General features: G+C 66.7%; 21 protein-coding genes. 15 read left to right on the forward strand and 6 right to left on the reverse strand.

Annotation, left to right across the window (positions count from 1 at the left end; all coding sequences use genetic code 11):
- The first annotated feature begins 35 nt into the window (after window positions 1-35).
- Window positions 36-1358: a sigma-54 interaction domain-containing protein gene (locus HNP55_RS19480; protein WP_184303316.1), complete on the forward strand. Its 1323-nt coding sequence runs from the start codon at window positions 36-38 to the stop codon at window positions 1356-1358.
- A gap of 176 nt (window positions 1359-1534) precedes the next feature.
- Entirely contained in the window at window positions 1535-2980 is a 1446-nt protein-coding gene (ccoG, locus tag HNP55_RS19485; protein ID WP_184303319.1) for a cytochrome c oxidase accessory protein CcoG, read from the forward strand.
- 17 nt (window positions 2981-2997) lie between these two features.
- On the opposite strand, the gene HNP55_RS19490 is transcribed toward ccoG, so the two are convergent.
- The 3 genes from HNP55_RS19490 to HNP55_RS19500 form a co-directional block, all read right to left on the reverse strand.
- Entirely contained in the window at window positions 2998-5688 is a 2691-nt protein-coding gene (locus HNP55_RS19490) for a bifunctional acetate--CoA ligase family protein/GNAT family N-acetyltransferase (protein WP_184303322.1), read from the reverse strand.
- 48 nt (window positions 5689-5736) lie between these two features.
- Entirely contained in the window at window positions 5737-6663 is a 927-nt protein-coding gene (locus HNP55_RS19495; RefSeq protein ID WP_184303324.1) for a histone deacetylase family protein, read from the reverse strand.
- Window positions 6664-7238: 575 nt separating this feature from the next.
- Window positions 7239-8102, reverse strand: coding sequence for an HDOD domain-containing protein (locus HNP55_RS19500; protein ID WP_184303326.1), 864 nt, complete (start codon window positions 8100-8102; stop codon window positions 7239-7241).
- A 140-nt stretch (window positions 8103-8242) separates the two neighbouring features.
- On the opposite strand from HNP55_RS19500, the gene HNP55_RS19505 reads away from it, so the two are divergent.
- A complete protein-coding gene (locus tag HNP55_RS19505; RefSeq protein WP_221439692.1) occupies window positions 8243-8938 on the forward strand; it encodes a transglutaminase-like cysteine peptidase in 696 nt (231 codons plus the stop codon).
- A gap of 46 nt (window positions 8939-8984) precedes the next feature.
- Window positions 8985-10919 carry a LapD/MoxY N-terminal periplasmic domain-containing protein gene (locus tag HNP55_RS19510; protein ID WP_184303328.1) on the forward strand — a complete coding sequence of 645 codons (1935 nt, stop codon included), beginning with the start codon at window positions 8985-8987 and terminating at the stop codon, window positions 10917-10919.
- Here HNP55_RS19510 and HNP55_RS19515 read toward each other — a convergent pair.
- Entirely contained in the window at window positions 10912-11472 is a 561-nt protein-coding gene (locus HNP55_RS19515; RefSeq protein WP_184303330.1) for an NUDIX hydrolase, read from the reverse strand. The two genes, HNP55_RS19510 and HNP55_RS19515, sit on opposite strands and share 8 nt — an antisense overlap.
- 40 nt (window positions 11473-11512) lie before the next feature.
- Between HNP55_RS19515 and maiA the strand changes: the two genes are divergently transcribed.
- A complete protein-coding gene (gene maiA, locus HNP55_RS19520; protein WP_184303333.1) occupies window positions 11513-12154 on the forward strand; it encodes a maleylacetoacetate isomerase in 642 nt (213 codons plus the stop codon).
- Window positions 12151-12951 (forward strand): peptidoglycan editing factor PgeF, encoded by an 801-nt coding sequence (gene pgeF / locus HNP55_RS19525; RefSeq protein ID WP_246448547.1) that lies wholly within the window; start codon window positions 12151-12153, stop codon window positions 12949-12951. Before maiA ends, pgeF begins: the two co-directional genes overlap by 4 nt.
- Here the strand turns inward: pgeF and HNP55_RS19530 are convergent.
- Window positions 12883-13209: a hypothetical protein gene (locus HNP55_RS19530; protein ID WP_184303335.1), complete on the reverse strand. Its 327-nt coding sequence runs from the start codon at window positions 13207-13209 to the stop codon at window positions 12883-12885. The genes pgeF and HNP55_RS19530 overlap by 69 nt on opposite strands.
- A 430-nt stretch (window positions 13210-13639) precedes the next feature.
- Here HNP55_RS19530 and phaC point away from each other — a divergent pair, with 430 nt between their 5' ends.
- The 3 genes from phaC (at window position 13640) to phbB (ending at window position 17479) form a co-directional block, all read left to right on the forward strand.
- A complete protein-coding gene (gene phaC, locus HNP55_RS19535) occupies window positions 13640-15286 on the forward strand; it encodes a class I poly(R)-hydroxyalkanoic acid synthase (protein ID WP_409993761.1) in 1647 nt (548 codons plus the stop codon).
- Between the two features lie 24 nt (window positions 15287-15310).
- Window positions 15311-16492, forward strand: coding sequence for an acetyl-CoA C-acetyltransferase (locus HNP55_RS19540; protein WP_184303338.1), 1182 nt, complete (start codon window positions 15311-15313; stop codon window positions 16490-16492).
- A gap of 249 nt (window positions 16493-16741) precedes the next feature.
- The gene (phbB, locus tag HNP55_RS19545; RefSeq protein ID WP_184303340.1) at window positions 16742-17479 is read left to right on the forward strand and encodes an acetoacetyl-CoA reductase; all 738 of its coding nucleotides are present in this window, start codon (window positions 16742-16744) and stop codon (window positions 17477-17479) included.
- A gap of 73 nt (window positions 17480-17552) precedes the next feature.
- Here phbB and HNP55_RS19550 read toward each other — a convergent pair whose 3' ends face one another.
- Window positions 17553-18371, reverse strand: coding sequence for an IclR family transcriptional regulator C-terminal domain-containing protein (locus tag HNP55_RS19550; protein WP_184303360.1), 819 nt, complete (start codon window positions 18369-18371; stop codon window positions 17553-17555).
- A 73-nt stretch (window positions 18372-18444) separates the two neighbouring features.
- Here HNP55_RS19550 and HNP55_RS19555 point away from each other — a divergent pair, with 73 nt between their 5' ends.
- The 6 genes from HNP55_RS19555 to HNP55_RS19580 all read left to right on the forward strand — a co-directional run bounded on the left by HNP55_RS19555 (window position 18445) and on the right by HNP55_RS19580 (window position 23965).
- Window positions 18445-19263, forward strand: coding sequence for a TIGR00266 family protein (locus HNP55_RS19555; protein ID WP_184303362.1), 819 nt, complete (start codon window positions 18445-18447; stop codon window positions 19261-19263).
- Between the two features lie 151 nt (window positions 19264-19414).
- Window positions 19415-20446, forward strand: coding sequence for a YncE family protein (locus HNP55_RS19560; RefSeq protein ID WP_246448548.1), 1032 nt, complete (start codon window positions 19415-19417; stop codon window positions 20444-20446).
- The gene (locus HNP55_RS19565) at window positions 20446-21222 is read left to right on the forward strand and encodes a polysaccharide deacetylase family protein (protein WP_184303364.1); all 777 of its coding nucleotides are present in this window, start codon (window positions 20446-20448) and stop codon (window positions 21220-21222) included. The genes HNP55_RS19560 and HNP55_RS19565 overlap by 1 nt, the downstream gene beginning before the upstream one ends.
- The gene (locus tag HNP55_RS19570; RefSeq protein WP_184303366.1) at window positions 21222-22193 is read left to right on the forward strand and encodes a sterol desaturase family protein; all 972 of its coding nucleotides are present in this window, start codon (window positions 21222-21224) and stop codon (window positions 22191-22193) included. The genes HNP55_RS19565 and HNP55_RS19570 overlap by 1 nt, the downstream gene beginning before the upstream one ends.
- A gap of 78 nt (window positions 22194-22271) precedes the next feature.
- The gene (locus HNP55_RS19575) at window positions 22272-23171 is read left to right on the forward strand and encodes an EI24 domain-containing protein (protein WP_184303368.1); all 900 of its coding nucleotides are present in this window, start codon (window positions 22272-22274) and stop codon (window positions 23169-23171) included.
- Complete coding sequence (locus HNP55_RS19580; protein WP_184303370.1) at window positions 23168-23965, forward strand: competence/damage-inducible protein A; 798 nt, start codon at window positions 23168-23170, stop codon at window positions 23963-23965. Before HNP55_RS19575 ends, HNP55_RS19580 begins: the two co-directional genes overlap by 4 nt.
- Window positions 23966-24077: the final 112 nt, after the last annotated feature.

The raw sequence follows: 24077 nt of genomic DNA on the forward strand, positions 1-24077 counted from the left end.
GCAGACAATGACTGCCAAAGTCCACGCCATCCACCATGAGCTCCATCCAAGCGCTGCCCGTCCAAGCCCTGCTGTCCTTCCTGGAGCATGAGCCCCAGCCCGCCATCGTGCTGGACCCGCAATACACCATTCTGGCGGCCAATAGCGCTTACCGGCGCCAGTTCGGCGCGCTGGAGCAGCCCTTTCTCGGGCGCAAATGCTTCCAGGTCTCGCATGGCTACGAGCTGCCCTGCGATCAGGCGGGCGAGCATTGCCCGATGAAGAAGGCGAGCGAGGCCAGGGCGCCGGACCGCGTGCTGCACATCCACCACACACCGCGCGGCCCAGAGCATGTGGATGTGGAGTTACGACCCATCCTCGACGCCGGGCAGCGGGTGATCGCCTTCGTCGAACGCATTGCCACCGTGCGCAGCGCCTCGGCGCGGCCCAGCGCCGAGGGCCTGGTGGGCCAGGGCCCGGCCTTCACGGCCGCGCTGGCGGCCTTGCACAGGGTGGCGCCGGCCATGCTGCCGGTGCTGCTGCTGGGCGAGTCGGGCACGGGCAAGGAGTTGTTCGCGCGCGCCCTGCACGAGTCCAGCCCGCGCAGCGCCGGGCCCTTGGTGGTGGTGGACTGCTCGGGCCTGCCCGAGAGCTTGTTCGAGAGCGAGCTGTTCGGCCACGAGAAGGGCGCCTTCACCGGGGCCTTGCACCGCAAGCCGGGCCTGGTCGAGACGGCGCGGGGCGGCACGCTCTTCCTCGACGAGATCGGCGATGTGCCGCTGTCCATGCAGGTCAAGCTGCTGCGCTTGATCGAGTCCGGCAGCTTCCGTCGCGTTGGCGGCTTGGAGACCTTGCAGGCCGATTTCCGCCTGGTCGCGGCCACCCACAAACCCCTGGCCACGCTGGTGGAGCGCGAGCTGTTCCGGGCCGATCTGTACTACCGCATCAATGCCTTCCCCATCGAGCTGCCGGCCCTGCGCCAGCGCCGGGAGGACATCCCGCTGCTGGTCCAGAGCATTTTGCAGCGCAGCGGCGGCGGCCACCGCTGGCGCATCCAGGCCGAGGCCATGGCCTTGCTGCAAGCCCATGCCTGGCCGGGCAATATCCGCGAGCTGCGCAATGTGCTGGAGCGTGCCAAGCTGTTTGCCGACGATGGCCTGATCCGCCCCGCCGCCTTGCCGCCGGCCTTGCTGCAGCCGGCCATCGGGGTGCGAGGGGGCTTGTCGCTGGAGGCGGCGCCGGACTGGCGCTGGCCGGACGCGCGCCTGCTCGCCTGGGCTCGGGCCTTCCCGGGTTCGCGGGCCGAGATGGCGCGTCAGCTGCGGGTTAGCGAACGCAGCCTGTACCGTCGGCTCAAGGCCTTGCAGTCCCTGCCCTGAGCTTATTTGGCAGTGGGTGACTGCCAAGGGCTGCCAATTTGGCAGTGCCAGCCCTGGCCCAGGGCGTCAGCGGCCCTGGATTCGCCGGCCGAGCGGGCCCCGGCCCTGGCATGGTTCTTGATTCTTTCCGGCCATGAGCAAGCCTGCTCGCAACCGATAGCGCCGCAAAGAATCCCATGGAAAACTCCGCCCCCATCCCCCAGGGCTCCCAAGCGTCCGACGAAGCCGCCGAGTACAAAAAAATCTGGCTTTACCAGGCGCAGAGCAAGATCTACCCGCGCTCGGTCAGCGGCCTGTTCAGCCGCTGGCGCTGGGCCATGGTGGCGCTGACCCAGCTGCTGTTCTACGGCCTGCCCTGGCTGGACTGGGGCAGCCGGCAGGCCGTGCTGTTCGAGCTGGATTCGCGCCGCTTCTACATCTTCGGCCTGGTGCTCTACCCGCAGGACTTCATCTATCTGACGGCGATGCTGCTGCTGTCGGCCTACGCGCTCTTTCTGTTCACCGCCGTGGCCGGGCGGCTGTGGTGTGGCTACACCTGCCCGCAGACGGTGTACAGCGAAATCTTCATGTGGATAGAGCGCCGGATCGAGGGCGACCGTGCCGCCCGCATGCGGTTGGACCAAAGCCCCTGGACGCTGGAAAAGCTGGGCCGCAAGGCCGGCAAGCAGCTGGCCTGGATCGCCCTGGGCCTGTGGACGGGCTTCACTTTCGTGGGCTACTTCACGCCCATACGCCAGCTGGCGGGCGCCGTCCTGAGCCTGGGCACCGGGCCCTGGGAGACCTTCTGGGTGCTGTTCTACGGCTTCGCCACCTATGGCAATGCGGGCTATATGCGGGAGCAGGTCTGCAAATACATGTGCCCCTACGCGCGCTTCCAGAGCGCCATGTTCGACAAAGACACCTTGATCATCAGCTACGACGCCGAGCGCGGTGAGCCGCGCGGCGCGCGCGGCAAGAAGGTGGATGCCAAGGCCGCGGGCCTGGGCTCCTGCATAGACTGCAATCTGTGCGTGCAGGTCTGCCCCACCGGCATCGACATCCGCCAAGGCCTGCAGTACGAGTGCATAGGCTGCGCCGCCTGCGTGGACGTCTGCGACGGGGTGATGGACAAGATGGGTTATGCCCGTGGCCTGGTGCGTTACGACACCCAGCACGGCCTGCAAAACCACTGGGACCGCGGGCAGCTGCTGCGCCGCATGTTCCGGCCCCGGGTGCTGATCTACAGCGCCATCCTCTTCCTCATCAGCGGCGCCTTGCTGTGGAGCTTGCTGACCCGCACGCCCTTCCGGGTCAATGTGGTGCGGGACCGGGCCGCGCTGGCGCGCCAGGTCGAGGACGGTTTCATCGAGAACGTCTATCGCCTGCAAATCATGAACGGCACCGAGCAGGTGCAGAGCTATGCGCTCAGCGCCGAAGGCCTGGACGGCCTGCGCTGGAGCGGCCCCGAGCGCATGAGCCTGGCTCCGGCCGAGGCGCGCTGGGTGACGCTGTCTCTGCGCATCCCGCCCGAGTCCGCCCAGGCCGCCGGCACCGGCGCCAAGCCCATCCTGATCAAGGCCCGGATGAGCGGCTCGGACAAGCAGCGGGTGGAGAAATCGACTTTTGTGGTGATCAGGCCTTGAGGCGGGCCGGCGCCCGCTCACAAGCCATGCGTCACCAGTTTGAAGTCGCGGTCTTCTTCAAAGGGCTTGATGGCGAAGCCCAGGCTGTTCATCAGCTTGAGCATGCCGGGGTTGTTGGCCAGCACCAGGCCCTGGATCTCGTGCAGGCCTTTCTCGCGCGCCACGTCCATGATGCTTTCCATCAGCCTTGAGCCCAGGCCCAGGCCCTTGAAGTCATCGGCCACCAGCAGGGAGAACTCGCAGCTGGATTGGTCGGGGTTGGTGATGTAGCGGGAGACGCCGACGATGCGTTCGCTCTCGCTGATCTCGCCGTCCGGCCCGGCCACGCGCTGCCTGGCCACGGCCACCAGGGCCATCTCGCGGTCGTAGTCGATCAGGGTGAAGCGGGCCAGCATGGAGGGCGGCAGCTCCACCATGCTGGAGACAAAGCGGAAGTAGCGGCTCTCGGGGCTGAGCCGTTGCACCAGCTCCTGCAGCATCTGCGCGTCGTCGGGGTGTATGGGCCTGACGGTGTATTCACCGCCACCGCGCAGCGGCCACACCTGCTCGTAGCGCGCGGGGTAGGGCAGGATGGCCAGGTGGTTGTAGGGGCTGGAGCGGCCGCTGATGGCGGGCGGCGCGTTGTCGATCAGGATGCGGGCGTCCACCGCCACGGCGCCATGCTCGTCGATGATGATGGGGTTGATGTCCATCTCGCGCAGCTGGGGCAGCTCGCAAACCATCTCGGACACGCGCAGCAGCAACTGCTCCAGCGCGTCCATGTCCACGGCGCTGGCGCCGCGCCACTCGCCCAGGGTCTCGGCCACGCGCGAGCGTTCGATCAGGCGGCGCGCCAGGAACTGGTTCAGCGGCGGCAGTTCCATGGCGCGGTCGTTGATCAGCTCGATCATGGTGCCGCCGGCGCCGAACACGATCACCGGGCCGAAGGGCTCGTCGGTGACCAGGCCGATATAGATCTCGCGCCCGCGCTTGGCCGCCGCCATCTTCTGCACCGTGATGCCCTTGATGCGGGCCTCGGGCTGCAGGCGGGCAACCCGCTCCATCATGTCGTTATAGGCGTCGCGCACGGCCGCACCGCTGGCCAGATTGAGCACCACGCCCTGCACATCGGATTTGTGGCTGATGTCGGGCGAGGCGATCTTGATGGCCACCGGGAAGCCCAGCTGGGTGGCGATCATCATGGCCTCGTTGGCGCTGCGCGCCAGGATGGTGTTGGTGACCGGGATGTGGAAGGCCGACAGCAGGGTCTTGGACTCCATCTCGGTCAGCACCTTGCGGCGCTCGGCCAGCACGCTTTCGATCACCAGGCGGGCGCCCTCGATATCGGGCTTGGCCAGGGTGGAGAGCGGCGGCGGCGTCTGCTGCAAGAGCAGCTGGTTTTGATAGAAGGAGGCGATATTGCCAAAGGCGCCCACCGCCGCCTCGGGCGTGCGGAAGCTGGGGATGGCGGCCTCATTGAGCAGACCGCGCGCGGCCAGCACCGAGGTGTCGCCCATCCAGCAGCACAGCAGGGGCTTGCCGATATTGCGCTTGATGTCGGCCAGGCCGCGCGCCACGGCCGCGGCGTCGCCGCCGACCTTGGGTGAGTAGATGGCCAGCACGCCGTCGATCTGGCGCTCGCGGCAGGCGGCCTCGATGGCGGCCTTGTAATGCTCGGCCCCCGCTTCTTCCGAAAGATCGATCAGATCGTGCAGCGAGGCCTGCGGGGGCAGCAGGGGCTGCAGGGCGGCGATGGACTCGGCCGAGAGCTTGCCCAGGCTGAGCGAGATCTCGTTGATCCAGTCGGCCGCCAGCACGCCGGGCCCGCCGCCATTGGTGACGATGGACAGGCGCTTGCCCACCGGGCGGTAGCGCGAGGCCAGGCATTTGGCGGCCGAGAATAACTCGACGAATGAGCGCACGCGGACGGCGCCGGCGCGGCGCAGGGCGGCGTCGAACACATCGTCGCTGCCGACGATGGTGCCGCAATGGGTTTGCGCCGCCTCGTTGCCGGCCGGCTTGCGGCCGGCCTTGAGCACCACCACCGGCTTGGCATTGGCGGCCATGCGCAGGGCGCTCATGAAGCGGCGCGCATTGGGGATGCCTTCGACGTAGACGATGATGCTGTGGGTCTGCTTGTCATTGGCCAGGAAGTCCAGCACCTGGGCGATGTCCACGGCGGTATTGGGCCCCAGCGAGACCACCGAGGAGAAGCCCACGGCATTGTTGCTGGCCCAGTCCAGCATGGAGGTGGTCAGCGCGCCCGACTGCGAGACCAGGGCCAGCGGGCCGGCGGCGGCCAGCGGGCCGGCCGCGCTGGCGTTGAGCTGCAGGCTCGGGCGCTGCAGGCCCAGGCAGTTAGGCCCGAGCAGAAACATGCCTTCGCGGCGGGCGATGCGCTTGAACTCGGCCGCCTGCTCCAGGCCTATGCCGCTGGAGATCACCAGGGCAGCGCGGCAAGTCATGCGGCCGGCAACCTCCAGCGCGGCGGCCACGTCCTGCGGCGGCAGGGCGATGATGGCCAGGTCCGCCTGGGCTTGCGCCAGCTCGGCCAGGGTGCCGGTGGTGTGGATGTCCAGGAACTGCAGGCTGCCGCTGTAGCGCTGGGCGCGCAGGGCCGCGTGCAGGGCCTGGGCATGGGGCGTCAGGCCGGCCGCGTTCTCGGCCTGGCCGGCGAATACGACCACGGATTGGGGCTGGAACAGCTGGGTGAGATAGTGTTTGTCCATGGATTTTGCGGTTATGTCCGGTACGGCCTTGTGAGCCGGCTCAGGCTTTCAATCGGCGCCTATCAGCACCTTGACATGGGCGGCCACGCTGCGCGCCAGCGGGCTCAGCACATAGCCGCCTTCGAGGCAGGAGATCACGCGGCCCTGGCTGTGGCGCTCGGCCACCGCCATCAGCTGCCGGGTCACCCATTCGAAATCGGCCTCGACCAGGCCAAGATTGCCGCCATCATCTTCGCGGTGGGCGTCGAAGCCGGCCGAGATATAGATCAATTGCGGCTTGAATTGTTCCAGCGCCGGCAGCCATTGCTCGGTGACGGCGGTGCGGAACTGCTGGCTGCCCGAGCGAGTGGGCAGGGCCACATTGATCATGTTCCTGGCCTGCGTGTCCTCGCCGCTGAAGGGGTAGAGGCCGCGTTCGAAGATGGAGCACATCAGCACCCGCGGGTCGTCGCGCAAGATGTCTTCGCTGCCATTGCCGTGGTGCACGTCGAAGTCGATCAAGGCCACGCGCTCAACGCCGTGCACATCCAGCGCATGGCGTATGCCCACGGCCACATTGTTGAAGAAGCAAAAACCCATGGCCGCCGCGTGTTCGGCATGGTGGCCGGGCGGGCGCACGCAGCAAAAGGCGCTGGGCGCTTCGCCCGTGACCACCAGGTCGGTGGCCAGCACGGCCGCACCGGCCGCACGCATGGCGGCGGTCAGGGTGTGGGGGTTCATGCGGGTGTCGGGGTCGACCTGGTGGTGGCCTTCGCTGGGCGAGGCGTCGATCAGCTCGCGCACATAGAGCGAGGAGTGGGCATGGCCCAGCTGGTCCAGCGTGGCCAGCGGCGCGTCGTGGGCCTGCATATGGTCCAGCAAGCCCTTGATCAGCAGATGGTCCCGGATGGCGCCCAGGCGTTCCGGGCATTCGGGGTGCTGGGCACCCATTTCGTGGCGGGCGCAGTCGGCGTGGCTGATGTAGGCGGCGAGCAAGGCGGTCTCCAAAATCACCCTGGATGATGATGACGTCTTGCCATGCTTGGCCGCGCCGGCTGGGTGTTAGCGCCAGTCTGGCCGTCGGCCCTGACCGCAGCTTTACAAGGGTCCGCAAAAATTGCCCTGCACCTTGGCGGCCTCTGCCGAGGTGGTGCGTTACTTCGTTTCTTTTCTGCTGTGTTCGACGGCCCTGCGGGGAGTTGGTATCTGACCGAGGCGACGCGCAGCGAGCCGTGTGGTTTTCGCATGTCCCGTGTTGCCTGGGCTGCGGCGCTTGGCTTTGGCGGGCGGCGCGAAGCGCCATCGTGAACTGACTCGCGCCCCCTGTCTGAACGGAGCGTAGCGGAGAGAGTTGGGCGCGGCCTGTCAAAGCCAAGTGCCGCAGCGGACCCCGCAGGGGCCAGGCATTCGGGTCGCCTTCTTTTGCTTACTTTTCTTGGCGACGCAAGAAAAGTGAGTCGCCTGCCGGGGCGAATTCCCGGCTGGGCCTTGGCAAAGGGTGAAGCAGCAGGGAGCCGGCACCACCAGAATCAAGCGCAAGGAAAGCGCACAACCCCAGCCGGCACGCCCGCTCAAGCGTGATCCAGCAGATCGCGCAACTGGTCGTCCCAATGCTCCAGATCCTCGCCGCTGATGTGCAGCCACTCCATCGCCTCGCCGTGGTGCTCGGCCCAGTCGGCGTCCTCGGGCAGGCCTTCGTGGACCCGCATCAGATGCTCGGCGATCAGGCCGGCGGCGATCAGGGTGTGGACCTCGGGGCTGATGTCGGAGTGGCCCAGCGAGGCAAAGTCGTGGTGCAGGCGGATGGCGGCCATCAGTTCGGGCGCCATATTCCAGGCCCGCACCAGCAGGGCGCCGGCCACGGCGTGGTCGGTTCGGTGGTTGGCGTTCTCGGTGGCGATGAAGGAGCGGTCGATGCGGGCCGCCGCCTCCACCAGGGTGGAACCATAGCCGCGCAGGCTTTGCAGCAGCACCGGGATGCCCACATGGGCGAACAGGCCGTAGCTATGTGCCAGCTCGGGCGAGAGGCCGGGCAGCTGGCGGGCGATGAAGGCCATGGCCTGGGCGCGCTTGGCCGAGCGCTCCCAGAAGCGGGCCAGATGCGGGTTGTTGACGGGAATGGCGTTGCGCAGCAGAAAACCCGTCATCACGGCCGAGGTCTCGTTCAGGCCGATGCGGGTCATGGCCTGGCCCACGGTGGAGCAGGGCATGCCGTCGGCCAGATGGACAGGGCTGTTGGCCAGGCGCAGCAAGGTGGCGGACATGGCCACATCGCTGGCCGCGATGCGGGCCACCTCGGTCAGGTCGGGTTGGCTGCTGGCCATGGCCTGCTGCAGGCGGGCCAGCAGATCGGGGCAGGGCGGAATAATGATTTGTTTGAGCGGCCCGGACTGGCGTGCTTTGTCAATTTCTTGGCGGATGGCTTGGGTGCTCATGGGATGCGGGGAAAAATGGGCTCTTTACCGGGTACTGCCAGTGGCTGCAAGGGGAAGACAGCCTGTAAAGTGCGTTGAATTATGGCCTTGGGATGCCGTGCAAAAAGCCTGTAACTCGGAATTAATGGACGCTTTCCCCCATGCTTTTTAGCGGCTCACGCTCAGCAAAGCCAGGCTCGGCCGGGCTGGCGCGCGGGTGGCTGCGCCTGGGCGCCACCCTGGCGCTGGCGAGCCTGCTGATGTTCTCGCCCAGCGCGGCGCTGGACCAGGCCAGGCTGCTGGAGGCGGCGGCCAGGTTCAACCCCCGCACGCTGGCCGAGGCGCAGCAGGTGCTGCAGCTGATCGACAAGGTTCTGCCGCTGGACGAGGAGGCGCGCTTGAGCCAGGTCAACCGATTTTTCAACAAGCGCATCGAGTTCCGCGAGGACATCGAGGTCTGGGGCAAGATCGATTACTGGGCCAGCCCGCTGGAGTTGCTGGACAAAGGCCGCGGCGATTGCGAGGACTATGCGATTGCCAAGTACTTCAGCCTGGTCTCGGCCGGGGTGCCGGTGGCCAAGCTGCGCATGGTCTATGTGCGGGCCTCGCTGGGCGGGCGCTCGGTCGCCCATATGGTGTTGGCCTACTATGCGCAGCCGGGCGCGGAGCCGCTGATTCTGGACAATTTGATTGCCGACGTCAGGCCGGCCTCGCAGCGGCCCGATCTGCAGCCGGTGTTCAGCTTCAATAGCGAAGGTTTGTGGCAGGGTGTGGGTGCGACCTCGGCGGGGGATCCGCTGCAGCGCCTCTCGCTCTGGCGTGATTTACTGGCCAAGGTGCAGGCGGAGGGATTTTGATGCGCTTGTTTGTACATTCGATCGCGGGCTTTTTTGAGGGGATGCCATGTCCTTGATGCGTCAGGTCTGGTTGCTGGTCCTGGGTGTGGTGCTGCTGTCGCTGAGCGCCAGCGTGGCCGTTTCCACCGCCTCGGTGCGGATCCTGCTGCAGACCCAGCTGCAGATCAAGAACAGCGACAACGCCCAGGCCCTGGCCCTGGTGCTGTCGCAGCAGCAGGGCGATGCGGTCTTGATGGAGCTGCAGATTTCGGCCCTGTTCGACACCGGCTACTACCAGAGCGTGGTCTTGCGCGGGGCGGACGGCAAGGCTTTGCTGGAGCGCCGGGCCACGCCGCGCGCCAGCCTGGCGCCGGCCTGGTTTGTGGCCCTGGCCCCCATCGCGGCCCGGCCCGGCCTGGCCCAGGTCTCGAATGGCTGGAATGCCATCGGCTCGGTCGAGGTGCTGAGCCAATCGGCCTACGCCCATGATGAGCTGTGGGCCAGCTCCACCCGCATCGCCCTGGTGCTGGTCTGCATCGGCGGGTTGGCGGGTCTGGGGGCTTTATCGGTGCTGCGCCGCATACGCCAGCCCCTGGACGCGGTGGCCGCACAAGCCCGTGCCGTGGTGGACGACAGCTTCAATCTGCTGCCCGAGTCCGGTGTGCCCGAGCTGCAAGGCCTGACCCAGGCCATGAACACCATGGTCTTGCGGGTCAAGACCATGTTCGAGGCCCAGGCCGAGCAGTTGCGAGCCCTGCGCCTGCAAGCGCATTGCGATCCGCTGACGGGCATGAGCAGCCGCAAGCATTTCATGGCCGAGCTGGACTCGGCCCTGCGCCGTGACGAAGGCCCCAGCCATGCCGGCCTGCTGCTGCTGCGCCTGCGCGATCTGGGCGGGCTCAACCAGCGCCTGGGCCATCCGGTGGTGGACCAGATCCTGCTGGCCCTGGCCCAGGCGCTCAAGGCCTACCCCGAGCAGGTGCGCGGCTGCCTGGGCGGGCGCCTGAACGGCTCCGACTTCGCGCTCTGGCTGCCCGCGCCCGATGTGGCGGCCGACACCGCCCGCGCCCTGGCCGAGGCCTTGCGGGCCAGCCTGCCGGCTTTCGGCGGCGGCATCCAGCTGGCGCTGAGCGCCGTCGAGCTGCCGCGTGAGCAGGCCCTGGCCCATTGGTTTGGCGAGGCCGACGCGGCCCTGGCCCGGGCCGAAAGCCAGGGCGGTTTTGCGGTGGAGGCGGTGGCACCGCTGGCCCAGGCCAGCAGCGAGGCGACCCTGCTGGCCTTGGGCGAGCGGGTCTGGCGCCATCAGATCATTGCGGCGATCAAGGACAAGCGCGCCCACCTGGGGGCCTACCCGGTGCTGGACCGGGCCGGTCAGCTGCTGCATCTGGAATGCCCGCTGCAGCTGCAGCTGGAACCGGGCGGTGCTTATGAGTCGGCCACCCGTTGGCTGCCCCTGGCCTTGCGCAGCCGCTTGACGGCCGAGGTCGATCTGCTGGCCGTTGGCCTGGCCCTGGAGGCGATTGCCCGCGACGGCCAGCAGCGCTGCGTCAACCTCGCACCGGCCAGCCTGCTGGACGGCAGCTTTGTCGCCCGCTTGCGCGAGATCGTCTTCCACGAGCCGCAGGCGGCCCGCAAGCTGGGGCTGGAGCTGGCCGAATCGGCGGCGGTGCAGCATTTCGATCTGCTGATCGAGCTGGGCCGCCAGCTGCGCCCGCTGGGCGTCAAGCTGGGCCTGGAGCATGCCGGGGCCGGCCTGGCCCAGGTGGAGCGCCTATACCAGGCGGGCCTGGACTATGTGAAGCTGGACGTGGCCGTGGTCAGCGGCGTCTCGGGCGATGCGGCGCGCGCCGCTTTTGTGCGAGGCATGCTGGTGATGTTGCGCAGCCTGGCGCTCAAGGTCTATGCCGAGGGCCTAGTGGATGAGATGGATGTGCAAGCCTTGTGGGACTGCGATCTCGATGGCGTGACGGGGCCCTGGGCGACCGCGCAAAAAATCAGCTGATGTCCGCGCAATGCAAGGCGTAGGGCCGGCCCAGGCGGCGGTCCTCGAAAAAGCGCCTGAGGGTTTCGCGCACGGTGCGGAAGGCCAGCTCGTCCCAGGGCAGCTCATGCTCGTGGAAGAGCCGGGCTTCCAGCGTCTCCGGGCCGGGTTTGAATTCGGTGGAGAGCAGGCGGGCGCGGTAGTAGAGGTGGATCTGGCCCACCGGCACCACATTCATCAGGCAGTACAGAGGCAGCAACTCGATCTGCGCGCCGGCCTCCTCGTCGGTCTCGCGCTGGGCGCCCTGGGCGCTGGTCTCGCCCAGCTCCAGAAAGCCGGCGGGCAGGGTCCAGAAACCATGGCGGGGCTCGATGGCGCGGCGGCATAACAGCACCTGCACCTGATCGCCTTGCTCCCAAAAAGGCAGGGTGCCCACCACATTGATGGGGTTCTCGTAGTGGATGGCTTCGCAGGCGCTGCAGACGGCGCGTTCGCGGTTGTCGTCCGCGGGGACGCGGTAGTCCACGGCGGCGCCGCAGCTGGGGCAGAACTTGTATCGATGAGGCGTCCACATAGCGCTTCAGTGTAGCGGCCGCATGGCATCATCGCCCTCCATGGAACTCTTCAACTACTTTCGCTCCTCGGCCTCTTACCGCGTGCGCATTGCGCTGGCGTTGAAGGGGCTGGATTACGACTACCGCGCCGTTCATCTGGTCAAGAACGAGCATCTCGACCCGGCCTATGCCTCGGCCTCCGTCTCCCGCCTGGTGCCGCTGCTGCGCGACGGCGAGGGCTTGATCAGCCAGTCCATGGCCATCATCGAGTACCTGGACGAGACCTACCCCCAGCCGCCCCTGCTGCCGCCCGACGCCCTGGGCCGTGCCCAGGTGCGCGCCCTGGCGCAGGACATCGCTTGCGAGATCCACCCGCTGAACAATCTGCGCGTGCTGCGCTACCTCAGCAAGGAGCTGGGCGTGGACGAGGACGGCAAGAACCGCTGGTACCGCCACTGGGTGGAGAGCGGCCTGGCCGTGGTGGAGCAGCGCCTGAGCCAGCCCGGCGCCAAACACGGCGCCTTCTGCTGGGGCGACACGCCCGGCCTGGCCGACTGCGTGCTGGTGCCGCAGATCTTCAACGCCCAGCGCTTTGACTGCCGCCTGGACCATGTGCCCACGGTGATGAAGGTGTTCGCCAACTGCATGGCCCTGGATGCCTTTGCCAAGACCCAGCCCAGCGCCTGCCCGGATGCGGAATGACAGCGAATAACGTTAAAAACGAGCTGACAAAACCGCATCCCGACTGGCTGCTGCCCGAGTTCGGCCCCGGTGTGGCGGCCGAGGGTTTCATGACCACGCGCGCCGGCGGCGTCAGCCAGGCCCCGCATGCCAGCATGAATATCGGCAGCGGCGTGGACGATGAGCCCGCGGCCGTGGCCGAGAACCGCCGCCGCGTCGCCCAGGCCAGCGGGGTCACCCCCGTCTACGTCTGGCAGGTGCATGGTGCCAAGGTGCTGCATCTGCAGCCCGAACATGCCTTGCCCGGCGCGCGCCCGGTGCAGGCCGATGCCAGCATCAGCACCTCGCCCGAGCTGGCCGTGGCCATCCAGGCCGCCGATTGCCTGCCGGTGCTGTTCGCCGCGCCCGGCGGCGTGGGCGGAGCCCACGCGGGCTGGCGCGGCCTGGCGGCCGGGGTGCTGGAGCACACGGTGCAGGCCTTGTGCGAGGCGGCCGGGTGCCGGCCCGAGCAGGTGCAGGCCTGGCTGGGCGCCTGCATAGGCCCGCAGGCCTTCGAGGTGGGCGCCGAGGTGCTGGCCGCTTTCGGCCGGGCGGATGCGCCCGTCGACTCGGAGTTCTTCCGCTACCAGCCCAACACCCAGGGCGAGCCGCGTTGGCGGGCCGATCTGCCCGGCCTGGCGCGCCAGCGTCTAAGGGCCGCCGGTCTTATTCACATCCGCGGTGGGCACTGGTGTACCCATAGCGAAAGCTCAAGGTTTTTCTCCTTCCGCCGGGAGGCGCAAGGGGGGCGTATGGTGGCCGTGCTGCGTCTGCGCTGAGGCCTCGGGCGGCGAGCCAAGGGTTTTCCGCTGCCCCTGATTCGCGTCTCGCCAGGCCGCCAGATCGGCCTGCTCCTGGCGCTGCTTCGCCGCTCTTCTGGCCGGAGATCCCATCACATAGAGCAGGATGGAAATAGGTAGCACTCCGTACAGCAAAAAGGTGATCACCGCGCCAAGAATGCTTCCCTGGGTGCTGGTGGCTTCGGCCAGGGCCATCATCAGGGCCACATAGCCCCAGGCAATTGCGATCAGATTCATGACATGTCAAGACGAGGTAAGGGATCAAGGTTACAACAAGGTGTCGGACTGAGGCCGAGGCGGGGGCTGTTGCAAAGCCGTCCGCAAGGCCGCGCAGCCGGCCTCTTGGGCCAGGAAGGCCCGAATTTTCTGAGAGACTGGCAGGCCTGTTGGGGCCCAGTTTCGAGCTGTGCCGAAGAGGTTTGAACGCTGCCATTGATCGCGAGAGTTTTTGGGCGTGCCGCCCAGGAGTTTTGTGTTTTGTGGGGTTCTTGCTTTCGCTCAGCGCTTGGCTTGTTATCTGTTCGTTGGCTATCGTTAGAAGGTCTTTGTCGGGAATCTCATGGCACGCAAAACAAAAGCTTCGTCCGAATCCACGCAAAACGATTCCTCCTCCTCCATCCCTGATCCCCTGGCCGCGGCCAAGCACGCGGCAGAAGAGGCCTCCGGCATGGCCGCCGGCCTGGGCGAGATGTGGAACTCCATGCTGAGCCTGCAGATCCCGCCCAGCGCCTTGAGCGAGCTGCAAAGCAATTACATCAAGCAGGCCACCGAGCTGTGGAATAGCGCGCTGCAACTGGGCGGCCAGCCCGCGCCCAAGGCCAAGCCCCTGGGCGACCGCCGCTTTGCCGACGAGGCCTGGAACGCCAACCCGGCCGCGGCCTTCATGGCCCAGCTCTATCTGCTGAACTCGCGCACCCTGCAGCAGATGGCCGACAAGGTGCAGGGCGAGGAAAAGACCCGCCAGCGCATACGCTTTGCCGTGCAGCAATTCGTCGACGCGGCCGCGCCCAGCAACTTCCTGGCCCTGAACCCCGAGGCGCAGAAGCTGGCCCTGCAGACCCAGGGCGAGAGCATCGCCAAAGGCATGCAGCAGCTCTGGGCCGATGTGCAGCGCGGCCATGTCTCGCAGACCGACGAGAGCGCCTTCGAGGTCGGCCGCAATGTGGCGACCACGGCCGGCGATGTGGTGTTCGAGAACGACTTCTTCCAGCTGATCGAGTACAAGCCGCTGACGGCCCAGGTGCATGAGCGCCCCTTCCTGCTGGTGCCGCCCTGCATCAACAAGTTCTACATCCTCGATCTGCAGCCCGAGAACTCGCTGATCCGCTATGCGGTGGAGCAGGGCCACCGCGTCTTCGTGCTGAGCTGGCGCAACCCCGACGCCTCCTGCGCCGCCTGGACCTGGGACGACTACATCGAGCATGCCGTCATCAAGGCGATCGAGGTAACGCGTGAAATCAGCGGCGCCGAGACCCTCAACACCCTGGGCTTCTGCGTCGGCGGCACCATACTCGCCACGGCCCTGGCCGTGCTGGCCGCGCGCGGCCAGCAGCCGGCCGCCAGCCTGACCCTGCTGACCTCGCTGATCGACTTCTCCAGCAACGGCATCCTGGACATCTTTGTCGACGAGGCCTCGGTGCAATTGCGCGAGAAGAGCATAGGCCCCGATGCGCCCAAGGGCCCCGGCCTGCTCAAGGGCCAGGAGCTGGCCACCACCTTCAGCTTCCTGCGCCCCAACGATCTGGTCTGGAACTATGTGGTGGGCAACTACCTCAAGGGCGAGGCGCCACCGGCCTTCGACCTGCTGTACTGGAACGGCGACTCCACCAATATGCCCGGCCCCATGTATTGCTGGTATCTGCGCCACACCTATCTGCAGAACGAGCTGAAGATCCCCGGCCGCCTGAGCGTCTGCGGCGAGCAGATCGACCTCGGCCTGATCGAGGCGCCGGTCTATATCTACGGCTCGCGCGAGGACCATATCGTGCCCTGGGACGCGGCTTACCGCAGCACCCAGGTCTTCAAGGGCAAGCAGCGTTTTGTGCTGGGCGCCTCGGGCCATATCGCCGGCGTCATCAACCCGCCGGCCAAGAAAAAGCGCAGCCACTGGATAGGCAGGACGGCGGCCTTGCCCGCCACGGCCGAGCAGTGGTGGGCGGGCGCCGAGGAGCATGCGGGCAGCTGGTGGACCGACTGGTCCCAATGGCTGGCCAGCCACGCCGGCGCGCAAAAGCCCGCGCCCAAGACGGCCGGCAGCCGCAAGTACAAGGCCCTGGAAGCGGCGCCCGGCCGCTATGTCAAGCAAAAAGCCTAATCTTTATCTTCAACGGAGACTGATATGACGACAGATATCGTGATCGTGGCCGCCGCGCGCACCGCCATCGGCAAGTTCGGCGGCACGCTGGCCAAGACTTCGGCGGTGGAATTGGGCGCAACCGTGGTCAAGGACCTGCTGCGCCGCAGCGGCCTGGAGGGCGGGCAGATCGGCGAGGTGATTCTGGGCCAGGTCTTGACGGCCGGTGCCGGCCAGAACCCGGCCCGCCAGACCGTGATCAAGAGCGGCCTGCCGCAGGCCGTGCCGGCCATGACCATCAACAAGGTCTGCGGCTCGGGCCTGAAGGCGGTGATGCTGGCGGCCCAGGCCATACGCGACGGCGACAGCGAGATCGTCATCGCCGGCGGCCAGGAAAGCATGAGCCTCTCCCCGCACGTGCTGCCGGGCTCGCGCGAGGGCCAGCGCATGGGCGACTGGAAGCTGGTGGACACCATGATCACCGACGGCCTCTGGGACGTCTACAACCAATACCACATGGGCATCACGGCCGAGAACGTGGCCAAGCAGTACGGCATCAGCCGCGAGCAGCAGGACGCCCTGGCCCTGGCCTCGCAGCAAAAAGCCGCCGCCGCCCAGGACGCCGGCCGCTTCAAGGACGAGATCGCCGCCGTCAGCATCGCGCAGAAGAAGGGCGACCCCGTCATTTTTGATGCCGACGAGTTCATCAACCGCAAGAGCAATGCCGATGTGCTGGCCGGCCTGCGCCCCGCCTTCGACAAGGCCGGCAGCGTCACCGCCGGCAATGCCTCGGGCCTGAACGACGGCGCCGCCGGCCTGCTGTTGATGTCGGCCGCCAAGGCGGCAAGCCTGGGCCTGACGCCGCTGGCCCGCATCGCCTCCTACGCCAGCGCCGGTCTGGACCCCGCCATCATGGGCATGGGCCCGGTGCCCGCCGCCCGCAAGGCCCTGGAGCGCGCCGGCTGGAAGCCACAAGACCTGGACCTGCTGGAGATCAACGAGGCCTTCGCCGCCCAGGCCTGTGCCGTGCATCAGGAGATGGGCTGGGATCTGAGCAAGGTCAATGTCAACGGCGGCGCCATCGCCCTGGGCCATCCCATCGGTGCATCGGGCGCCCGCATCCTGGTCACGCTGCTGCACGAGATGCAGCGCCGCAATGCCAAGAAGGGCATCGCCTCGCTGTGCATAGGTGGTGGCATGGGCGTGGCCCTGACGGTGGAGCGCTGAGCGGCCCGATAAACGCGGGAATCAAACGCAGGATTCAAGCGCACCCTCAAAAACCCGTATAGGGCCAACCCGCTTGACCCTTGGCGGGGCTTGCGGGACTCTTGATTGCCCTGTTGTCGGTTTTTTCCTGAATCGCCTTTTCCGCGTCTTTCCATCACCAAGAGACAAGTCGCAAGCAGCAGATATGGACGCGGCGCTGCGAGCGACCCAGACGTTGAACATCCAGCCGTGGAGGCGAAGGAGAACTTTATGAGCCAGAAGATTGCATATGTGACCGGCGGTATGGGTGGCATCGGAACCGCCATGTGCCAGCGCCTGCACAAAGAAGGTTTCAAGGTCATCGCCGGCTGCGGCCCCAGCCGCGACTACGACAAATGGCTGAGCGAGCAGGCCGCCCTGGGCTATACCTTTTACGCCTCGGTGGGCAATGTGGCGGATTGGGAATCCACCGTCGCCGCCTTCGCCAAGGTGCGGGCCGAGCATGGCCCCGTCGATGTGCTGGTCAATAACGCCGGCATCACCCGCGACGGCATGTTCCGCAAGATGAGCCGCGCCGATTGGGACGCGGTGATAGACACCAACCTCAACTCCATGTTCAACGTCACCAAGCAGGTGATCGAAGACATGCTGGAGCGGGGCTGGGGCCGCATCATCAATATCTCCTCGGTCAATGGCGAGAAGGGCCAGTTCGGCCAGACCAATTACTCGGCCGCCAAGGCCGGCATGCACGGCTTCACCATGGCCCTGGCCCAGGAAGTGGCGAGCAAGGGTGTGACGGTCAACACCGTCAGCCCCGGCTATATCGGCACCGATATGGTCAAGGCCATACGCCCCGAGGTGCTGGAGAAGATCGTCGCCACCATCCCGATCAAGCGCCTGGGCACGCCCGAGGAAATCGCCGCCATCGTCGCCTGGCTGGCCGGCAATGATTCCGGCTTCACCACCGGCGCCGACTTCAGCTGCAATGGCGGCTTGCATATGGGGTGATGTGATTCGGCCAAGGCCGGTTGCGAAGGGCGGTGGCGCGAGCCAGCCGCCCTTTTTTTCATGTGCGCCCTGTTCAGCCCTTGATCTGCACCAGCCTCGAGATCTGCCGGGCGGCGTCCAGCAGCTTGGGCAGGCAGGTCTCCAGCATGGCCTCGGGCGGCGTGCGGTTGACCTGGGCACCGATATTCAGCGCCGCCAGGGTGCGGCCGCCGCGGTCCTTGATGGGCGCGGCCAGGGAGACCAGCCCTTCCTCCAGTTCCTGGTTGACCAGGCACCAGCCTTGCTCGCGCACCTGGGCGATACGCTGGCTGAGTTCGGCCGTGCTGGCCACGGTGCGCATGGTGTGGCGGGGCAGGCGCTGGGCGTCCAGCTGGGCCAGCTGGGCCGTCAACGCCTCGGCATCCAGATCGGCCAGCAAGACCCGGCCCATCGAGGTGCACCAGGCCGGCAGGCGGCTGCCCACGCCCAGGTTCACGCTCATGATCTTGCGATTGGGCATGCGCAGCACGTAGACGATGTCGCTGCCTTCCAGCACGGCGGCCGAGACGCTCTCGCCCAGCTCGCTGGCCAGGGCCTGCATCACCGGTTCGGCAAACTGCCACAGGGGCTGAGCCGAGAGATAGGCAAAGCCCAGGTCGAGGATCTTGGGCGTGAGGCTGAACTGGCGGCCGTCGCAGGCCACGTAGCCGAGCGTTTCCAGCGTTAGCAAAATGCGACGCGCGCCGGCCCGGGTCAGCTCGCAACGCTTGGCCACCTCGCTGAGGGTCTGGCGCGGTGCTTCGGCGCTGAAGGCGCGAATCACCGACAGCCCGCGGGCAAAAGACTGCACATAGCTGTCGCCGGGTTTGAGCGCCTCGCTGGCAGGCGGATGAACTTGCGTCTTTTCTGTCATGCGGCCCAGTATAGGCAGGCCACCTATGCCCTAATATCCGGCCCCATTGCTTCAGTTACTTCAGGAGATTTCCATGGCCATGGATGTTGTCGATTACGAGATCAAGGGCGCCGAGATGCAGTTCGTCGAGGTCGAGCTGGACCCGGGCGAGGCCGCCATCGGCGAGGCCGGCAGCATGATGTTCATGGACGCGGCGATCGCCATGGACACGGTGTTTGGCGACGGTGCGGCCAGCGGCTCGGGCGGCGGCCTGTTTGGCAAGCTTTTGAGCGCGGGCAAGCGCCTGGTGACGGGCGAGTCCTTGTTCACCACGGTCTATACCAATAATGGCTCAAGCAAGGCCCGCGTGGCCTTTGCCGCGCCTTATCCCGGCAAGATCCTGCCCATGGATCTGCGCCAGCTGGGCGGCACGCTGATCTGCCAGAAAGATGCCTTTCTGTGCGCCGCGCGCGGCGTCTCGCTAGGCATCGCCCTGCAGCAAAAGCTGGGCGTGGGCTTCTTCGGCGGCGAGGGCTTCATCATGCAGAAGCTGGACGGCGACGGCCTGGCCTTTGTGCATGCCGGCGGCACCGTGGTGCGGCGCACTTTGCGCCCCGGCGAGACCGTGTTGGTGGACACCGGCTGCGTGGTGGCCTACACGCCCGGCGTCAATTTCGAGATCCAGTATGTGGGCAAGATCAAGACGGCCTTGTTCGGCGGTGAGGGCTTGTTCCTGGCCAAGCTGACGGGGCCGGGCGAGATCTGGCTGCAAAGCCTGCCCTTCTCGCGCCTGGCCTCGCGCATTTTTGCGGCGGCGCCGCAGCGCGGCGGCTCGCGTGAAGAAGGCTCGGTGCTCGGTGGCCTGGCGGCCGGCGGTTTGCTGGGCGGGCTGCTGGGTGGCGATGACGATTGAGTCGTGTTGAGCGCGGCCTGCCCAGGCCTTGACGGTTCGCAAGCGGGCAAGGCCGGGCGGGCTACTACACTGTGAAGGGCGGCGAGGCCAATATGTCTTGCCGCCCTTTGCTTTTGCTCCAGATCCATTGATTCAGCCCGAGGTTGCCCTGATGTTGTTTAAGTTCCGGTCGCGCGTTCTCACGGTGTGTGCCCTCAGTCTTTGCGCGGCCGCTCTGCCTTTCTCGGTGCTGGCGGCGCCGCCGGCCCCGGCCGCCAATGCCGGCAAGCCCATCTTCGTGCTGAACTCGCTGGATGCCGATATCAGCGTGATCGACCCCGTCACCTTCACCCAGGTCAAGCGCATCCCCACCGGCAAGGAGCCGCACCACCTCTATCTGACGCCGGACGAGAAGTCCTTGCTGGTGGCCAATGCTCTGGGCGATTCGCTCACCTTCATCAATCCGGCCACGGCCGAGGTGCAGCGGGTGCTGAACGGCATTCCCGACCCCTACCACCTGCGCTTCTCGCCGGATATGAAGTGGTTCGTCACCGCCGCCAACCGGCTGGACCATGTCAGCCTGTACCGTTGGCTGCCGGGCGATGTCAACAATCCCATGCAACTGGTCAAGCGCATCCCCGCGCCCAAGACGCCCAGCCATTTATTCATCGACAGCAAGAGCACGGTGCTTTATGTGAGCCTGCAAGACAGCGATGAACTGCTGGCCGTGGACCTGGCCACCCAGGCCCCGCGCTGGAAGATCAAGGTGGGCCAGATGCCGGCCGACATCTTTCTGACGCCCGATGACAAGCACATCCTGGTGGCCCTGACCGGCGCCAAGGAGGTGGAGGTCTACGACGTGACGGGCCCGGCACCCAAGCTGGTCAAGCGCCTGCCCACGGGCAAGGGCGCCCACTCCTTCCGCGCCTGGGGCGACAAGCGCCATGTGCTGCTCAGCAACCGCGCGGCCAATACCATCAGCAAGATCGATCTGCAGAGCTTTAGCGTGGTGGACGAGTTCCCCGGCCCCAGCGGCCCGGACGATATGGAGGTGCTGGGCGACGGCAAGACGATTCTGGTGACCTCGCGCTGGGCCGGCAAGCTGACGAAGATCGACAGCCAGAGCAAGAAGGTGATCCAGCAGGTCAAGGTCGGCAAGTCGCCGCACGGCGTCTGGACCCTGGACCATATGCCGCGCCAGTGATGCGCAAGCTCTGCCTGCCCATGCTGGCCTGGTTGTTCGCGTCGCCCGTGCTGGCGGCCTGCGCCAAGCCGGTCTATCTGACGTTTGACACCGGCCATATGGGTGTGGCGCCCCTGGTGGCGCAGACTTTGAAGAAGTTCGATGCCAAGGCCAGCTTCTTTCTGGCCAATGAGCCCACGCAGAGCGGCGGCCAGACCCTGGACGCCGAATGGGCACCCTGGTGGAAGGCGCTGGCGGAGCAGGGCCATGACTTCGGCCCGCACACCTGGGATCACGACACCTGGCTGCAAGACCTGCCCGAGGGCCGCTTCAAGATGCGCACCGCCGCCGGTGTGCAGACGCCGCGCATCCGCGAGCTCAGTGCCCAGCAGTATTGCGAGAGCCTGAACAAGGTCGCCCAGCGCTTCAGCGAGATGACGGGCCGCAAGATGGGGCCCTTGTTCCGCGCCCCGGCCGGCAAGACCTCGCCGGCCCTGCTGGCCGCCGCCAAGGCTTGTGCTTACACCCATGTGGGCTGGAGCGCCGCGGGCTTTCTGGGCGATGAGCTGCCCAGCGAGCGCTACCCCAATGCCCTGCTGCTGGAGCGCGCCCTGCGCGATATTCGGCCGGGCGATATCTTGATGGCGCATCTGGGCATCTGGTCGCGCCAGGACCCCTGGGCGCCGGCCGTTCTCCAACCCTTGATGCAGGGGCTGCAGGACCGGGGCTTTTGCTTTGCGCCGCTGCGGGAACATCCGCGCTACGCGCCCTTGTTTGCCCCGGCACGGACACCTTGATGGAATTCTTCAGCGAGCTCTTTGGCCAGGCCCAGCTGTGGCTGTTTGAGACCCTGGTCCAGCCCCTGGTCTTCAATCTGGGCGGCGGCAATCTGCTGGAAGACGCCTTCGCGGCCACCGGCTGGCTGCTGGTCGGCCTGCTGCAAATCCTGGTGATGCTGACGGCCATACGCGGCCTGGAGGCCTGGCGGCCGGTGGAAGAGCAGGGCGACGCGCAAAGCCGCGCCGAGGTAAGGGTGGACGTGATCTACACCCTGATCCATCGCCTGGGCCTGTTCCGTCTGGCCATGTTCTTCAGCATAGACCCGGCCTGGGACTGGTTGGCCGGCGAGATGCGCCTGGCCGGCGTGCCCAGCTTCCAGCTCGATGCCTTGTGGCCCGGCGTCAGCGATCTGCCCCTGGTCAGCTTCTGCCTCTATCTGCTGGTGTTCGACTTCGTCAATTACTGGCTGCACCGCGGTCAGCACCAGTGGGACTGGTGGTGGGCCCTGCACAGCCTGCACCACAGCCAGCGCCGCATGAGCATGTGGAGCGATAACCGCAACCACCTGCTCGACGATGTGCTGCGCGATGCCGTCTTCGTGCTGCTGGCGCGTTTCATCGGCGTGGAGCCGGGCCAGTTCGTGGCCCTGGTGGCGATCTCGCAGCTGATGGAGAACCTCCAGCATGCCAATGTGCGGCTCTGGTTCGGCCCGCTGCTGGAGCGCCTGCTGGTGAGCCCGCGCTTCCACCGCCGCCACCACTCCATTGGCATCGGCCATGAGTCTGCGGGCCGGGGCACGCTGGGCGGCCACAACTTCGGCGTGCTCTTCCCCATTTGGGATCAGCTCTTCGGCACCGCCGACTTCAAGCTGCAATGGGATGCCACCGGCGTGCGCGACCAGTTGCCGGAAGAGGGCGGGCGCGACTACGGCCGCGGTTTCTGGGCCCAGCAGCGCCTGGGCCTGCTGCGGCTGTTCAAACGGGCTTGAGCGGGCCGGGCACTCAGTAAGATGGCGCTCATTTAGACGCAAGGTGAGCGAGGAGTTGCCAGTCCCATGGTCCATTCAATGAGTCGGGTTGCCGATGCCTTCTGGCGTGCGGCGGCCTATTGTTTCCGGCCGCGCGTGATCGCGCTGTCTTTGCTGCCCCTGCTGGTGTCGGCGGCCCTGGCCTTTGGCCTGGGCTATTTCTTCTGGGAGGATGCGGTCACCGGCATGCGCGCCACGCTGGACTCCTGGCGCCTGATCGACACCTTGCTGGGCTGGCTGGACCATGTCGGCGCGGCGGGCTTTCGCAGTGCGCTGGCGCCCTTGCTGGTGCTGGCCTTCGCCCTGCCGGTGATCGTGGTGCTGAGCCTTTTGCTGGTGGCCTTGCTGATGACGCCCACCCTGGTGCATCTGGTGGCGGACCGGCGCTTCCCGGCGCTGGAGAAAAAGCAGGGCGGCCCCTGGTGGAAGGCCTTGAGCTGGTCGCTCTGGCATGGCTTGCTGGCCATTTTCGCGCTGCTGGTCAGCATGCCGTTCTGGCTGATCCCACCCCTGATACTGATCCTGCCGCCGCTGATCTGGGGCTGGCTGGGCTACAAGGTCTTCGCCTTTGATGCCTTGGCCGAACATGCCTCGGTGCAGGAGCGCCGCCAGCTGATGCGCCAGCACAAGCTGCCCTTGCTGATGCTGGGCCTGGTGACGGGCTATCTGGGTGCGGCGCCGGCCGCCATCTGGGCTTTTGGCGTGATGGCCGTGGCCCTCGCGCCCTTGCTGGTGCTGGTGTCCATCTGGCTCTACACCCTGGTGTTTGCCTTCTCCACCCTGTGGTTCACGCATTATGTTTTGGCCGCGCTGCAGGAGCTGCGCGAGGCGCGCGCCGAGGGCGCCAAGCCCGCCAGCATGCCGCCGCTGGCCGAGCTGCTGGACCCGCCGGCCGCGGCGCCGCTGCTGCCGTCCCCACCCGAGCAAGGCCCCGTATGAAAGTCGGTTTGATCATCATTGGCGACGAAATCCTGTCGGGCAAGCGGCGCGATATGCACCTCGCCAAATTCATCGAGCTGCTGGCCGCCCGTGGCATGCAACTGGCCTGGGCCCAATACCTGGGCGATGAGCGGGAGCACATCGCCGCCCAGCTGCGCCAGGCCTTTGCCAGCGGCGATCTGGTGATCAGCTGCGGCGGCATCGGCGCCACGCCGGACGACCACACCCGCCAGGCCGCCGCCGCAGCGCTTGGCCGCGAGCTGGTCCTGCACCCCGAGGCCAAGGCCTTGATCTGGGAGCGCATCTGCCTGATGGCCGATGAGCAAGGCCAGGCAAGACCCGAGCCCGAGGCGGGCGACACTTTGCGTCGGCTGGAGATGGGCCTGTTCCCGCAGGGCGCGGACATCATCCCCAACCCCTTCAACAAAATCCCCGGCTTCTCGGTCGGCACCGTCTATTTCGTGCCCGGCTTCCCGGTGATGGCCCACCCGATGATGGAATGGGTGCTGGACCAGCGCCATGCCGATCTGCACCGTGCCCTCGGTGTGCAGGAAAAGTCCTTGATCGTGCAAGGCGCGATGGAGGCCAGCCTGAGCCCGCTGATGGAGGCGGTGGAGTCGGCCTTCGCCGGCATCAAGGTCTTCAGCCTGCCCAGCGTCGATCACCCGCAATGGGGCCGCCATATCGAGCTGGGCGTGAAGGGCGAGGCGGCCCAGCTGGACGCCGCCTACGCCATGCTCAAAACCGGTGTGATCGACTTTGGTGCCCATATTGGCACCGAGTTGGTGCGATAGCCTGGCCGGCGCCGCATTGTTTTGGTGCGTCCTGCCGGGCCAAGCTTGTACTTCTTTGGTGCAGGGCAAGCCGCAAGCCCCTGGCTTCCCCGCATAATTCCCCCGCACCAGT

Origin of the sequence: Roseateles oligotrophus, from assembly GCF_014204525.1 — a bacterium.
GTDB classification, from domain to species: Bacteria; Pseudomonadota; Gammaproteobacteria; order Burkholderiales; family Burkholderiaceae_C; genus Paucibacter_A; species Paucibacter_A oligotrophus_A.

Coding starts and splice junctions, on each gene's coding strand:
- pgeF (WP_246448547.1), top strand. CDS start 12,151: ATGACAGCGAATAACGTTAAAAACGAGCTGACAAAACCGCATCCCGAC.
- HNP55_RS19480 (WP_184303316.1), top strand. CDS start 36: ATGAGCTCCATCCAAGCGCTGCCCGTCCAAGCCCTGCTGTCCTTCCTG.
- HNP55_RS19550 (WP_184303360.1), bottom strand. CDS start 18,371: ATGACAGAAAAGACGCAAGTTCATCCGCCTGCCAGCGAGGCGCTCAAA.
- HNP55_RS19505 (WP_221439692.1), top strand. CDS start 8,243: ATGCTTTTTAGCGGCTCACGCTCAGCAAAGCCAGGCTCGGCCGGGCTG.
- phaC (WP_409993761.1), top strand. CDS start 13,640: ATGGCCGCCGGCCTGGGCGAGATGTGGAACTCCATGCTGAGCCTGCAG.
- HNP55_RS19565 (WP_184303364.1), top strand. CDS start 20,446: ATGCGCAAGCTCTGCCTGCCCATGCTGGCCTGGTTGTTCGCGTCGCCC.
- HNP55_RS19530 (WP_184303335.1), bottom strand. CDS start 13,209: ATGAATCTGATCGCAATTGCCTGGGGCTATGTGGCCCTGATGATGGCC.
- HNP55_RS19555 (WP_184303362.1), top strand. CDS start 18,445: ATGGCCATGGATGTTGTCGATTACGAGATCAAGGGCGCCGAGATGCAG.
- HNP55_RS19570 (WP_184303366.1), top strand. CDS start 21,222: ATGGAATTCTTCAGCGAGCTCTTTGGCCAGGCCCAGCTGTGGCTGTTT.
- HNP55_RS19490 (WP_184303322.1), bottom strand. CDS start 5,688: ATGGACAAACACTATCTCACCCAGCTGTTCCAGCCCCAATCCGTGGTC.
- HNP55_RS19560 (WP_246448548.1), top strand. CDS start 19,415: ATGTTGTTTAAGTTCCGGTCGCGCGTTCTCACGGTGTGTGCCCTCAGT.
- HNP55_RS19510 (WP_184303328.1), top strand. CDS start 8,985: ATGTCCTTGATGCGTCAGGTCTGGTTGCTGGTCCTGGGTGTGGTGCTG.
- HNP55_RS19515 (WP_184303330.1), bottom strand. CDS start 11,472: ATGTGGACGCCTCATCGATACAAGTTCTGCCCCAGCTGCGGCGCCGCC.
- maiA (WP_184303333.1), top strand. CDS start 11,513: ATGGAACTCTTCAACTACTTTCGCTCCTCGGCCTCTTACCGCGTGCGC.
- ccoG (WP_184303319.1), top strand. CDS start 1,535: ATGGAAAACTCCGCCCCCATCCCCCAGGGCTCCCAAGCGTCCGACGAA.
- HNP55_RS19540 (WP_184303338.1), top strand. CDS start 15,311: ATGACGACAGATATCGTGATCGTGGCCGCCGCGCGCACCGCCATCGGC.
- HNP55_RS19580 (WP_184303370.1), top strand. CDS start 23,168: ATGAAAGTCGGTTTGATCATCATTGGCGACGAAATCCTGTCGGGCAAG.
- phbB (WP_184303340.1), top strand. CDS start 16,742: ATGAGCCAGAAGATTGCATATGTGACCGGCGGTATGGGTGGCATCGGA.
- HNP55_RS19575 (WP_184303368.1), top strand. CDS start 22,272: ATGAGTCGGGTTGCCGATGCCTTCTGGCGTGCGGCGGCCTATTGTTTC.
- HNP55_RS19500 (WP_184303326.1), bottom strand. CDS start 8,102: ATGAGCACCCAAGCCATCCGCCAAGAAATTGACAAAGCACGCCAGTCC.